We start from the raw sequence: 12,854 nt of genomic DNA, 5'->3' as shown, positions 1-12,854 counted from the left end.
TCCGTGTTGTAGCGAACTGCCTAATGAATCGCAGATTATCTTTGCTAACAATCGCATAAAAAAGTTGCTCCATTTGTATAAAACAACGTTCGGTAAGCGAAAAGTAACAGGAAGCAAAGAGGTGACATGATATCCCATGAATGATAAATTTATAATTCTTTGGAGAATCCATGAATTAGAGCAAAAGACCTTAAGGATTGATAAAGAAAAGTGGATTGAATATGAACTTTTCACATGGAATTGGTGGTTGCTTGTTGCTTTTTTAATCATGCCTTGGATCATATGGACGAAACTTATTGATAGGACTAGAATCCTTGAAATCGTATTAATTGGTTTGTTGGCCATTATTATCACTACATTACTGGATATTTTCGTTACTGAAGTGGAGTTTTGGGTGTATCCTACCGAATTAATCCCTGGTTTTCCTAGGGCATTTGCTTTCGATGTATCTATGATTCCAGTTGCCTTTATGTTGTTATATCAATATTCATACTTGGGAATCGTATAGTATGGCTTTAGTCTTGATGGCTGATGTTTTTGCCTTTATGGGTGAACCTTTTTCAGTCTGGGCAGAGCTTGTACTTTATATCAAATGGACGTATATCTATTCGTTTGGTTACTACATTTTATGTGGAAATGGCATTAGAGCGATTGTGTTAGCATTAAAGTCCTCACATAATTTTGACGGTAAGCCGCAGAATTACAACAAGTCTTCATGTAAATAAACGATGAAAAGGAAAAAGCTGCATACCCTCTCTCAAGGAAATATGCAGCTTTTGCACGTACTTTGACCTAAGGGGTCATCTTAATAACTTTTTCTACTCAAACCTAATAACCATATCCACCGAAGCCGCCGCCGAAACCACCGGCTCCAACGATAATTAGTAGGATGAAGAGGACAACAATCAAAGCGAATCCTCCACCAGCATATCCACTCATTATTACACCCCCTTTTCAGTTATCCTATTTAAAACATCGTCTATCGGAAGGTACAATACACCACTTTTATAAAAATAGGCTTTTGCATAGACATACAAACAAACTCGATACCTATAGATATCGTGAAACAAAAAACTCAAATATAGGGCATTTGCCCCTTTTCGCTTGTAACCTACACACGTGCCCTGTAAACGAATAACCTGTGAAAGAATGCTTGTTAAAAACGATATCAGACTACGGGGGGAATGGAAAAGATGCATCATGGAATGAACGCAAGTCATATGGGTAACATGCCCAATAATCAAAAACATGTTGAGCAGATGTATAAACTTTGTCAAAAACACAAAAATCAAAAGGTGCATATGAAAACCTTCAGCGGTGATTCTTTTAACGTTTACATTGATCATGTAGATGTAGAGAACGTCCATGTAACGTTAGCCAGCCAGCGCCCGGGTAATAGTTCCAGACAGTGGGGCTACGGATACGGCGGAGGCTATGGTCCAGGCTACGGCCCAGGTTATGGATACGGGGGTTATGGAGGAGGCTATGGATATGGTGGCATTGGAAGCTTTCTTCTGCCGCTGACTGCCATTGCGGGATTATCAGCAGGGTTTTAAAAGATTTCTTACAAAAAACGATAATGTGTGGGTAGAGGAAAGTTCAATTCGAGGCACACCCCTATAAGAGGGGATTTATCTGGCAACAATAAAGAGGTTCCCTTAACTTAGGGAACCTCAATTTCCTTATAACATAATCAGCCTACTACCAGAAAAAAGCCGAGGCTAAAGCGATCCCAGCAATGGCACCTAGAGCTATAGGGTAGCCGTAGCCGCCATAACCACCGTAACCATAGCCGCCATAGCCATAACCGCCATAGCCACCAAAGGCCCCGTATCCAAAAGCACCCCAGTTTCCTTCAGGACGAAGCCAGACTCTGTCTCTATCGACTCTTGTGATATGGCCTACATGGTTTCTTCCATCATGACCTGCTATTCTTACTTTTCTACCTTCGTACCTGCAGCAGAGATTATAGATATGCGAGCAAGACATACGTACACTCCTTTTCGTCAGATTCACATAAAAAGTATGCATTATTAGAATATGAAACTAATTCTGGATTGCATGGACCTTTGCGTAGTTTTGAGATCATTCGTACAATGACCCATAGAATGTTTAATTCGCTTCCTAATCAGATTGACTATGCATATACATGAAGAAAACATGCAAGTAAAGGGGGAGGTGTCTTGCCGCTAATTGAAACTCAACCGTGGCTGCGTCAATACGTCGAAAAATGTAAAGGCCCCTCAAAGGGGGATTATGTTGGGCATTGCGAGATTTTATGCAACCCGTTTAAGGATTTATTTCCCATGATGAACATTGAGGAGTTACACTACTTGTTGTTGAAATATGGATTGTTTGAGCCCGAGGAATGGAATGATATTACACCTACACTTCATAAAATGGAAGAATTAAATATGTGGGAGATCGTAGAAAAAGAATTCAATCACTTGAAAGAAGAATGGGAGGGACCTGATCTTCCAATTTTTATATTCCCTATAAAATATGCGCATCTTCCATTCAATGAAGGATTGCCCCACAAAAATGGTGTTGCATTCAAGGAAGCGTTATTTTTATTTTTATCTCCTCATGTAGTAAGCGAAGAGATAAAAGCCCTTTTAGCTCATGAATATAACCATGCCTGTCGATTAAGCTTTCTAAACGTGGAGGCAGAAGATCTTTATCTAAAAGACTCTTTGGTTATGGAAGGGCTTGGGGAATGCGCCGTTCAAGAATTGTACGGCAAAAAGTGGTTAGCCCCTTGGACAAGAATATATACGTATGGAGAAGCCCGGAACATCTGGGAAAAGCAATTTGTTCCCATCTTAAATACTAAAGGGAACGATAAACATCAAATCCTTTTATATGGTAAGGGGAATGCACAGCTTCCGAAATGGATTGGATATAATATAGGGTTTCAAATTATTGATTCGTTCATTAAGCGTAAGGAGTGTTTCAACAGTAGGGATATGCTGACAATGTCTTCTGAAAAATTGATAGCAGGATCTAACTTCCCATATAAGTAATGTTTTTAATGGATCAAAAAACAGCTCCTGACCAAAGGGTGAATCGGTCAGGAGCTGTTTCAATTACAGCGGAATACCCGGTATCCGAGGGGAATATTAGATTGCTCTAGTAATGAAGTGTGTTCATCCCAGAGGTCATATAGTTCCTCGCCTATATTTTCAGAGAGAGCGATATCCGTAATTTCTGTCTGGGTTAGTTCAGACGGTGTACTGATGACTTCAACATGGGTAAACCCAGCCTTCCGAAGCTTTTCTGTCCATTCTTTCTCGGATAAAACGTCCGTTATGCCATACAGGTTGCAGACCTCTTTGTGTAATGACTTTGAAAGAGGACTTTCAGCTGTCATTTCTATCATAATCAAGTGTCCATTACGTTTAAGTACTCTAAATAATTCCGATAACGTCTTGTCAATATCGGTAAATGTAACGACGGATTCCGATAGGACAAGGTCGAACGAGTTTTCACTAAACGGTAGATTCTGGGCATTTCCCTTCACTACATCCGCAAGCTCCGTTCGGTTTTCCAGCCTTTTTTTCGCTTTTTCAATAATAATGGGATGATTATCTACGGCTGTAACTCTACAGACGTACGTTTGGGTTAAGAATTCAGCTGTTTGTCCTGTTCCACAACCAATATCCAACACATAATGGTTAGGTAGGATCTTTTCATTACTCAATAAATCCTTCGTTAATTGAATCCCACCCGGATGGGCCCCGCCGATTCCAAAATAAGCTAACAAATCAAGATAGGGGTTGTTCATCATACTCCACCACCACACAGAATTTTGACCACACACCTAACCTATGTGAGGGGGGGCTAAATGTTACATAAGGGTACGATTAGGACTCGTCCCATGGAATAAAAGATTCCAAAGGTGATATTTGATTTTAAAAAATTACTTTTGGTTCGGTTACCAAGTCACCTGAGGATTACGCGGTTCCCTCTCCACATTAATCGTTTCCTTTGATGCTAATGAATCCAGTCTTGGTAAAGATTTAAAAAAACTATGCACATGCAGCTGCACCCACAATTATTAGTAGAATGAATAGGACAACTAATAAAGCAAATCCATTACTACGAGGTGCTACCTTAGGGGCAACAACAGGTTTTGGGCACCACGGGGGACCAAATCCGCCGCCGTAGCCATAACCACCGTATCCCATATTATTTTTCCTCCCTTCGACTTCCTTATTTAACCTGTGTTAGTCGACTTTATCCTGTCTGTGCGTATGACCCTAGTTCCTAACCTTCACGATCCTTACTTGTATCGCTCCTAAGTTTTTGGAACATCCGCATTTTTGTTGCTGAAGCCTTGTCTAAACGTGAACACTTTGTCGACATTTTTTGGATTGTGGTCATATATATTAAACACTTTATTCCAGCGATACATAGAATGATAGAAAAATTATTGCAAAAGGAGTAATTATATGGCTTGTTTTCGTGATTATCGATACTGAGGACCTGGGTGCAATGGGCCGGGTGCTCCTATAAATCAACTGGATGCAATTTGCATGGAACATGACCTTTGTTACCGTCGATTTTAGAGTTAGTATAAAAAGTGGACACAAGTATTGAACCATGTTTTAATCATCACAAAGCATTAAAGGACGTGTTCACATTGACCCAAAAGTACAGAAATTATGACCCTGAGTTTAAGCTTTATGTTGTGAAGTTAATGGAATTGGACGGACACAAAATGACGGACCTTAGTCAGAAACTCGATATTCCCTACGGTAACCTTAAAAGATGGAAGACGGAGTATCGTGACCAAAAAAAGAAGGAAGAAAAAGAAGCACAGAATCAACTGTTGACCGCCTCTGAGTACAAGGAAATGTATGAAAAAGAGAAAAAAAGTAACGTAGAGCTCCAGGAGGAAGTCGACATTTTAAAAAAGGCCATGCACATCTTCAATCAGGAAAAGTAGTGAAGTTCAAGTTCATTCATGAACACCGACACGAACACACCATTTCGAGGATGTGCCAAGTTCTTGGTGTGTCTAAATCTGGTTATTATGATTATTTGAATCGTCTGGACAGAGAAGAAACGGAAAGAGAGGCTTGGAACCGTTATATCGATGAACGGATCCTCTTCCATTATCATGATAATTATGGGTGTTACGGCAGCCCTCGCATCCACTTTATGCTTCGAGAAGTGGATCAGGTGGAGGTTTCTCAAAAGAAAGTGACGAATCGAATGAGAGAACTGGACCTTTATGCCACACCACCTAAAAAGTTCATCAATACGACAGACTCTGATCACGATGAAACCATTCACTCAAACCATTTAAACCGTGACTTTCTTCCAGAGGCCCCAGACCAGGTTTGGGCTACTGATATTACTTATATTCACACAGGAGAAGGCTTTTTATATCTGAATCCTGTTATTGATCTTGCTTCCCGACGGATCATAAGTTATCAGTTAGACGATCATATGGATCACACCCTGTGCTTAAAAGCTTTAGAAAAGGCTTTGGCCATTCGTAACCCTAAGTCGGGTTGGATTCACCATTCAGATCGTGGCTCTCAGTACTGTTCTAAGGCTTATTTAGATACACTTAAGGAGGCAGGAGCGACCATAAGTATGAGTCGGAAGGGAAACCCCTACGACAATGCATGTGCAGAGAGTTTCTTTGCCTCTCTGAAAAAAGAATACCTGTACAAACATGTTTATGAGACAAAAGCAGAAGCCAAACTAGCCATTCAGTTTTACATCAATTTTTATAACCAAAAACGAATCCATTCTACATTGGACTATTTAACTCCGTTAGAAAAAGAAAAGAGCTATAAAATGAACCATGATAAAAAGCTCAAAAAGAACCAAATGTCCTCTGCCTAAAGGAATGAATTGGTTTTTGATTCTTTCCTTTAGGCGGAGGCATCCAAGCGTCTCGAAAGAGGACGCGCGGAAGAAAAAGAATGGTTCAAATACCGGTCTATGAATGTCCACTATATTGACAGATCTCCAATTTGGTCCAAATAAAAGATGTGATCAGATATTTTTAGATCGGATTAGACCTTTTGTCAATCATCCGGGTAGAATGGGTAAGGATGCGAACTTAATGCACTTTGCAATAAAGCTTAAACAAATGTTCTAAATAAAGGCTCTTTTAGTAAAGATTGTTGTTTTTTTGTATATGAGGATTGCAGAGGGAAATATGCTCGCTCTCGACTGGCCCGTCTTTTCCATAGGAATCTCCTGTGGGATGAACATGACAGGTGAAACCTCGGGGACGGAGTCAGGAGGCTCAGCGCATGCTCACGGAAAGCGACTGATTTCCCGGACCTCCCTCTTCATCCAAGGCAACGGAAACATATCTCGAGACTGAGTCTTCCAGATTACTACCCTTCACCTAATAACAATGATTTCAAAAACTTGACTAAACTTGGGGAGGTGCTTTCTTTCTTACGTCTTGAATCCAATGGGGCACATGGGACCTAAATTATGAAATTGATTCAAACAGCCTAAATAAAAAATGAGGATCCTTGTAATGGATCCTCATTTTCATATATTACCCGACCTTATTGTCAGTTTCGATGTTAAGGTGTTCGGTTTTCAAGATTAAAAACGATTATGCGCATGCAGCCCCACCGATGATAATTAGTAATATGAATAGTACGACAATTAGCGCAAATCCATTACCACGAGGTGCAACAGCCGGTTTAACTACAGGCTTTGGACACCAAGGAGCACCAAAACCACCGCCTAATCCTCCTACGTTATTGCCATAGCCACCGTATCCGCCAAATCCATTACCGTAAAAACCCATGTTCATTCCTCCTTTAGTATTATTCATAATAATTTATGTTTTTAACTGGATCCTGTCAGTGCGAATGTCCCGTCTTCTAACCTAATTCTTAATAAACATCGAATCATACTAAAGGTTGCGCCCACATATGTAAAAATTGGGACATTGTCCATGTCGGAATTACCTGACATACATACAGTAGGAACAAATGGATATGGAGGTGTTGTAATGAGTGCAGAAGTCGAAGGTGTTGGCTATGGTGCCGGTGGAGGATTTGCCTTTATTGTAGTTTTATTTATCCTACTCATTATCGTAGGGACTGCTTTTGTTGGTGGTGTCTACTAAGACAACTAAAACTTGGTGTTTACCCGAACTGTAGAATAGCGGTACCATAACAGGCTGTCGAATCCTTCGACAGCCTGTGGTGTTTTTCAACACCCTTTTTTGGGTTCTTATGAATAAATTAAACCACGTCCGAAGCTGCCGTTATGAGAAGGGGAATTACTCCCGAAAATTTATAATATTCCTTAGTCAAATAAACTTCATTAGCATATCTGTCAGCAAAGGAGGGAAAGGTAGATGTCAATTAGAAAGGCTACTTATAGTGAAACACAAAAGATACTTGGACATTCTCTGGAAGTATTAAAGGAAGCGACCATGGGGTATGTTGACCCAGTACCGGATAAGGTACAGCAAATGGTGGCCCCATTTTTATTAGACGGTGGATATTACCTTGTTGACTGTCATAATAATGTGATCCAAGGATGGATTGGTGTAGGAAGGACAACTGACTACTATACTGATGAAATGGTCATGTTTATTCCAGAAATTTACGTTCTTCCACAGTACCGCAATCAAGGAGTAGCAGAAAAGTTATGTAAAGAAGTAGTGAGACACTTAAAAGATGAAGGATACAAAAAAATTCAATTGAACGTATTTTCGGGAAACCATGTAAAACATCTTTATCAAAAACTTGGGTTTCAGGAAGTTTCCACACTGATGGAATTAAAGTTGGATGGTGATTCCAGTTAGCTAATACTGGAAAAAAACATTTGTTAATGTGCATCTTCAGGTAAGTTTATAGAAATAGAAGCCACCCTGTTTACAGTTGAAGGTGGGGTGACTTCTTAACCTATTATAATGCCCGCAAAGCCTTTTAAAGGACTGCAAGAAAAGGGGGGATGCGGTGCACGCTCACTTGGAGAAACGGTGCAGAGGTATTTTATTCTAAAACACCACCGCAAAATTTTAGGATTCCAATGCACTACAGTATTTTTTCAGTTAAGATTTAAATTTTTAAGGCTCTTGATCTGAAGACACAGAACTTCCGTGGACGAACCATCGAACTCCCTCTTCGTCCTTTATTGTGTGGTCTCGACTGGCCCGCTTTTCCACAGTCTCGCGTATTTCCCTCGGCTAACTGCTAATCTTTCCTTTTCTGTAGGTCAAAAAATCACCCTAAATAGCCACAAACTTTTAAAAAACAAACATGTTAAAAAGCTATTGGAACTTGATTTTTAATAACCTGAAGGAAATACACTAGCTGTTTCTTTAAGCGTTGGTCGCAATCCTCATTCGTAATCGGCTGTACCGGGTTGGATTTGTCGATCTGATGATCAAGTAAATAGACGCCTTTCAAATTTTGCCCTTTTAACGTGGCAAGCAATGGTTTTAACGCATACTCAATCGCGAGCAAATGAGACTTGCTGCCGCCGGTCATAATAGGGAAGACTGGTGTGTCCTTTAACACATCCTGTGGCAGTAAATCAATTAAAGCTTTAAGAATTCCAGAGTACGACGCTTTATATACAGGGGAAGCAACAATCACTCCTTTTGCCTGTTGAATCGTTGTTGCAATTTCCTCAATCGCCTCACTATCGTAGCGTGCATAAAATAGGTCCTCCGGCGACACATTGCGGACAGAAATCTTCTCTGTGGATAGTCCCTCCTGATCCACCAATTGTGCTAAATAATTTAGTACAAGCTCTGACCTTGATTCCTCAGAAGGACTTCCAGATAATAATACAATTTCACTCATATGACATCTCCCTTTCCTAATAAATGCTGGATTATTTTACGTTTCATTCACTGACAGCCATCATCATTATCACAATAAAAACCCTCTTTTCTTTAATGAGAAAAGAGGGTTAGCTATAAAGTGCCGCTCTTATCTCCCAAGATAAAGATCTTGCTGGACGGAGCACCTTTCTGACAACAGTCAGAGGTTGCTGAAGCTTCACAGGGCCAGATCCCTCAGCTTCTCTAGATAAGCTTATTAAATTTGAGTCTAATCTTAATATGAGTCACCTAATAATGTCAAGGTTAATTTTGAAATAAATTCTGAAAAGTGCGTTTATTAGATAGGGGGGTAGCTTGTTGAGTTAAGAGGAGTGCAAGGGTTTATATGTAACAAGAATCTCTCTCGAAACCAATAGATTACGAGACTTATTAATTTTGTCGAAAATTGACAAGTCTGATAAACTTAATTCATGATAATTAGTGTAAGGCCTTTCAAAGGAGAGAACGTCAACTATGAAAAATACTCTGCGAATTGCTGGTGCTTATGTCGGCATTATTATTGGAGCAGGATTTGCTTCAGGACAGGAAATTGTCCAGTTTTTTACAAGCTTTGGTCTGTGGGGGATTATCGGTGCGGTGATCACGATATTTTTGTTTGCCTTTATTGGAATGCAACTTATACAACTAGGGGCAAATCTACAAGTCTCTTCTCATAAAAAAGTCATTCGCTACATTTGTGGTAAATATTTAGGACCTGTAGTTGATATTACACTGACATTCTTTTTATTTGGGGTGGCCACGATCATGGTAGCTGGGAGTGGGTCGATATTCGAACAGCAATTTGGCACTTCACCGGTTATCGGCAATATCCTTATGGTAATTCTAGCGATATTAACGCTCTGTCTTAATACGGATAAGGTGATTTCGGTGATTAGTTTAATCAGTCCCTATATGTTAGCGTTGATTATCATCATCACCATTTATTCCTTTTTCACTAGTGACGCAAATCTAGCAGAATTGGAAAGTATTGCTTTAACACAACCATCTGCGGCTTCGAACTGGCTGCTAAGTGCATTGCTATATGTTGCCTTCAATATTGCGGTCGGCTTTTCGATGATGACACTTATCGGTGCGACCACGAAGGATGAAAAGTCGGCTGGCAAGGGTGCTGTCATCGGTGGGATTTGCCTTGGTATTTTAGTCGTTCTCATCAATTTAGGAATCTATGCGAATATCAATCAATTGCAAGGAGTTGACATGCCAACATTGGTGTTAGCTTCCGATATTTCACCTATCGTTGGTATCCTGATGACGATCGCTCTGCTCTCGATGGTCTTTAATACTGCAGTCGGCATGCTATATTCTTTTACCGCACGTTTTGTACAACCTGACACCACCAAGTTTAAAGGTTCGGTCATTGTTATCGGACTTCTCTCGTTTGCAGCAAGTCTTGTAGGATTTACGGATCTGGTCAGCACAGTCTACCCGTTAATGGGCTATCTCGGATTTGTGTTAATTGCAGCAGTAACTGTCTCTTGGATCAAGTCTAGGAAAAAATCGGCACTCGTTCTGCGCGAAGAATAGGGTGCCGTTGGCTAGTGGTGAACATTCGAACAAGCTTTATAAACTTGAGGGGTAAAGGCCAGAGTAGCGGGGCACCGTTTCTCTGGCTTTCCTTTTACCTTGAAAAGTCACATCACCAACTAGGTTAAAATAAGAAGGTCTAGCATAAGGAGGAGAAAGATATGGAGCTTACAAAGCAACTTGGAGAAGAAATCATTTCACGGCTTTCACAATATATCGATGTTCCAATTAACTTAATGGACCCGAGTGGAAAAATCGTAGCCAGCACCGATGAATCCCGTTTTGATCAATTGCATGGAGGGGCGCAGAATGTGATTGACAGTCAAGAGGCTCAAATCATACATGATGATGACGTGGAGCGATTTTCCAATGTTAGACCTGGGGTGAACTTGCCGATTTTTCATAGAGGATCATTAGCAGGAGTTGTGGGTCTGACAGGAAATCCAAATGATGTCATGCAGGCGGCCGGGATGACGCGGGGGTCTGTTGAGATTGCTCTTGAGCAAATATACATTCAGCGTCAAGCCTTTTACCAGGAAAGACAGTGGAATAATTGGGTTCAGCAGCTGCTTCATCCGATAAAAATGGACGAGGAGTATTTACTTAATGAGGCGACTTATACGCTGGGCGTTGATGTGAAAGCCAACTGGCAGGTGGTTATTCTTCAGGTGACTAATCATTTTGAATGGAGTGAAAGGGTGCGGCAAATCCTTAACACCCAAGGCTATCAACCTCTGTTTGTTGTTCCACATCAAGAGAAAGAGGTGATTGTTGCCCTCCCTTATAAAAATTCATCCATAGTCGTGGAAGAGGTTTTTAAAAAATTGGAAGCAACAGACGTGTCTATAGGTGTGGGAACTCATGAATATGGGCTCGCCGGTCTGCGCTGTTCGTATTTCAAAGCGGTTGATGCGATAAAGTTAGGTCGTAAAAAGTTTTCCTATAGTGAGCAAGTTCAAATGAAGCGGTTGCTCTATCACATTGATCCAACAATACTTGAAGAGTTGACGAAAGAATACCAAATTCGCCTTGAAAAGCTTGAAAATGCCTATATGGATACCCTTGAATGTTATTTTGCCTCAAATTTGAAAGTGAATAGGACAAGTGCTGACATGCATATACATCGAAATACCCTCGTCTATCGTTTAGAACAAGTCCATAAAAAAGTAGGACTTGATCCAAGAGTATTTAAGGATGCGATTATTCTTCAGGCTTTGTTGGTGAAAATTGGGATTGTGCATTTGCACTAGAAAACGTTTTCAGTAGTCAGAAAATTTTGTGTGGACGGCCAATTGTTTTATCTATCATTTTTCGATTGAATAGAGGTAATAACGGTTTAAGGAGTTTTTTATGAAAATTGTACTTGCACCAGATTCATTTAAAGGTAGTCTCACATCTGCTCAAGCATCTGAAGCTATGGAAAAAGCGATCCACTCCGTTGATTCTCGCATTGAAACTATCGTTAAACCGATGGCTGATGGTGGAGAGGGTACCCTTGAGGCTTTGTTAAAAGCTACAAAAGGGGAGCGTGTTTCGTTTACATGCCGCGGTCCTTTAGGTGATGATTCTGAAAGTAGTTTCGTTGAAATAGAAGATGAAGGTGCTGTGATTGAGGGGGCGAACATTTCTGGCTTGCCAATGGTTCCACGTGAAAAAAGGAACCCCGATCTGACGACAACCTATGGAATGGGAGAAGCGATTCTCCACGCATTAGACCGTGGGAATAAGCAGTTTATCATCGGTCTTGGCGGCAGCTCGACAAACGACGGCGGTCTCGGGATGCTACAGGCTTTAGGAATGAAAGCCTTCGATGCAAACGGTAAACCTGTGGGTCCTTTTGGAAAAGATATCTTCCAGGTAGATACTGTTGATCTTAACTTTGTGGATCCTCGGTTAAAGGATGTCACGATCAAGGTTGCTTGCGATGTTGATAATCCGTTAACAGGAGAGCGTGGAGCCAGTCACGTGTATGGTCCGCAAAAAGGAGCAACCTCTGATCAAATCGAAGCCTATGATAAAGCTTTAGGGAAATATGGCAGGCTAATCGAACAGGCCACTGACCGGCAATTTGCTAATGAAGAAGGAGCAGGGGCAGCTGGCGGATTAGGATTTGCCTTCCTAGCGATCGGGGCTGAACTGCATTCAGGTGCGAAGCTTGTTTCGGATGCCATTGGGCTTGCGGCCGCCATTCAACAAGCCGATCTCGTAATAACGGGTGAGGGGCAAAGCGATGTTCAGACGTTGTATGGCAAGGCACCAGGCTATGTGGCTAATCTGGCTACAACGTTTGGCAAACCTGCGATTCTACTATCTGGGAGTCTTGAAGGTGACTTAAGAAAAATGAATGAAATGTTTTCCGGCTGTTTTTCGATCGTCCCTGGCCCAAGAACATTAGCAGAATGCATGAATGAGGGCGAGGGTTATTTGTATGAGGCTTGCAGGCAATTGACCCATCTATTTATAAAATTGATGAAGGAGTGAG

General features: G+C 41.0%; 16 protein-coding genes and 1 riboswitch. Of the genes, 10 read left to right on the top strand and 6 right to left on the bottom strand.

Annotation, left to right across the window (positions count from 1 at the left end):
* The first annotated feature begins 136 nt into the window (after nt 1–136).
* Nucleotides 137–508 carry a CBO0543 family protein gene (locus tag MUO15_RS08660; RefSeq protein ID WP_245035154.1) on the top strand — a complete coding sequence of 124 codons (372 nt, stop codon included), beginning with the start codon at nt 137–139 and terminating at the stop codon, nt 506–508.
* Between the two features lie 320 nt (nt 509–828).
* Here the strand turns inward: MUO15_RS08660 and MUO15_RS08655 are convergent, their stop codons facing one another.
* Entirely contained in the window at nt 829–939 is a 111-nt protein-coding gene (locus MUO15_RS08655) for a YjcZ family sporulation protein (RefSeq protein WP_245035153.1), read from the bottom strand.
* Nucleotides 940–1,184: 245 nt separating this feature from the next.
* Here MUO15_RS08655 and MUO15_RS08650 point away from each other — a divergent pair, with 245 nt between their 5' ends.
* Nucleotides 1,185–1,556 (top strand): hypothetical protein, encoded by a 372-nt coding sequence (locus MUO15_RS08650; RefSeq protein ID WP_245035152.1) that lies wholly within the window; start codon nt 1,185–1,187, stop codon nt 1,554–1,556.
* A gap of 145 nt (nt 1,557–1,701) precedes the next feature.
* Here the strand turns inward: MUO15_RS08650 and MUO15_RS08645 are convergent, their stop codons facing one another.
* The gene (locus MUO15_RS08645; RefSeq protein WP_245035151.1) at nt 1,702–1,989 is read right to left on the bottom strand and encodes a hypothetical protein; all 288 of its coding nucleotides are present in this window, start codon (nt 1,987–1,989) and stop codon (nt 1,702–1,704) included.
* A 317-nt stretch (nt 1,990–2,306) separates the two neighbouring features.
* Here MUO15_RS08645 and MUO15_RS08640 point away from each other — a divergent pair, with 317 nt between their 5' ends.
* Complete coding sequence (locus MUO15_RS08640) at nt 2,307–3,023, top strand: DUF2268 domain-containing putative Zn-dependent protease (RefSeq protein WP_245035150.1); 717 nt, start codon at nt 2,307–2,309, stop codon at nt 3,021–3,023.
* A 59-nt stretch (nt 3,024–3,082) separates the two neighbouring features.
* On the opposite strand, the gene MUO15_RS08635 is transcribed toward MUO15_RS08640, so the two are convergent.
* The gene (locus MUO15_RS08635; protein ID WP_245035149.1) at nt 3,083–3,787 is read right to left on the bottom strand and encodes a class I SAM-dependent methyltransferase; all 705 of its coding nucleotides are present in this window, start codon (nt 3,785–3,787) and stop codon (nt 3,083–3,085) included.
* Nucleotides 3,788–4,028: 241 nt separating this feature from the next.
* Nucleotides 4,029–4,187 (bottom strand): YjcZ family sporulation protein, encoded by a 159-nt coding sequence (locus MUO15_RS08630; RefSeq protein ID WP_245035148.1) that lies wholly within the window; start codon nt 4,185–4,187, stop codon nt 4,029–4,031.
* A 455-nt stretch (nt 4,188–4,642) separates the two neighbouring features.
* On the opposite strand from MUO15_RS08630, the gene MUO15_RS08625 reads away from it, so the two are divergent.
* The gene (locus tag MUO15_RS08625) at nt 4,643–4,948 is read left to right on the top strand and encodes a transposase (protein WP_245029473.1); all 306 of its coding nucleotides are present in this window, start codon (nt 4,643–4,645) and stop codon (nt 4,946–4,948) included.
* Nucleotides 4,948–5,859 carry an IS3 family transposase gene (locus tag MUO15_RS08620; RefSeq protein ID WP_245030908.1) on the top strand — a complete coding sequence of 304 codons (912 nt, stop codon included), beginning with the start codon at nt 4,948–4,950 and terminating at the stop codon, nt 5,857–5,859. The genes MUO15_RS08625 and MUO15_RS08620 overlap by 1 nt, the downstream gene beginning before the upstream one ends.
* Nucleotides 5,860–6,592: 733 nt before the next feature.
* Here MUO15_RS08620 and MUO15_RS08615 read toward each other — a convergent pair.
* Nucleotides 6,593–6,790, bottom strand: coding sequence for a YjcZ family sporulation protein (locus MUO15_RS08615; protein ID WP_245035147.1), 198 nt, complete (start codon nt 6,788–6,790; stop codon nt 6,593–6,595).
* A 207-nt stretch (nt 6,791–6,997) separates the two neighbouring features.
* Here MUO15_RS08615 and MUO15_RS08610 point away from each other — a divergent pair, with 207 nt between their 5' ends.
* Both MUO15_RS08610 and MUO15_RS08605 read left to right on the top strand, forming a co-directional pair.
* The gene (locus MUO15_RS08610; RefSeq protein ID WP_245035146.1) at nt 6,998–7,114 is read left to right on the top strand and encodes a YjcZ family sporulation protein; all 117 of its coding nucleotides are present in this window, start codon (nt 6,998–7,000) and stop codon (nt 7,112–7,114) included.
* 234 nt (nt 7,115–7,348) lie between these two features.
* Nucleotides 7,349–7,801 (top strand): GNAT family N-acetyltransferase, encoded by a 453-nt coding sequence (locus tag MUO15_RS08605; RefSeq protein WP_245035145.1) that lies wholly within the window; start codon nt 7,349–7,351, stop codon nt 7,799–7,801.
* Between the two features lie 460 nt (nt 7,802–8,261).
* On the opposite strand, the gene ssuE is transcribed toward MUO15_RS08605, so the two are convergent.
* Nucleotides 8,262–8,807: an NADPH-dependent FMN reductase gene (gene ssuE, locus MUO15_RS08600; RefSeq protein WP_245035144.1), complete on the bottom strand. Its 546-nt coding sequence runs from the start codon at nt 8,805–8,807 to the stop codon at nt 8,262–8,264.
* A 126-nt stretch (nt 8,808–8,933) separates the two neighbouring features.
* Nucleotides 8,934–9,042: riboswitch (SAM riboswitch) on the bottom strand.
* 259 nt (nt 9,043–9,301) lie between these two features.
* On the opposite strand from ssuE, the gene MUO15_RS08595 reads away from it, so the two are divergent.
* From MUO15_RS08595 to MUO15_RS08585, 3 genes are all read left to right on the top strand, one after another.
* Nucleotides 9,302–10,372, top strand: a complete 1,071-nt coding sequence (locus MUO15_RS08595; RefSeq protein ID WP_245035143.1) for a YkvI family membrane protein — start codon at nt 9,302–9,304, stop codon at nt 10,370–10,372.
* Nucleotides 10,373–10,533: 161 nt separating this feature from the next.
* Nucleotides 10,534–11,622, top strand: a complete 1,089-nt coding sequence (locus MUO15_RS08590) for a CdaR family transcriptional regulator (protein WP_245035142.1) — start codon at nt 10,534–10,536, stop codon at nt 11,620–11,622.
* Between the two features lie 100 nt (nt 11,623–11,722).
* Entirely contained in the window at nt 11,723–12,853 is a 1,131-nt protein-coding gene (locus tag MUO15_RS08585; RefSeq protein WP_245035141.1) for a glycerate kinase, read from the top strand.
* Nucleotide 12,854 lies beyond the last annotated feature (1 nt).

This window comes from Halobacillus amylolyticus (assembly GCF_022921115.1).
Lineage (GTDB): Bacteria > Bacillota > Bacilli > Bacillales > Halobacillaceae > Halobacillus_A > Halobacillus_A amylolyticus.
Note: the sequence above shows the minus strand (reverse complement) of the source record. Positions and strands in the feature narration are given on the sequence as shown.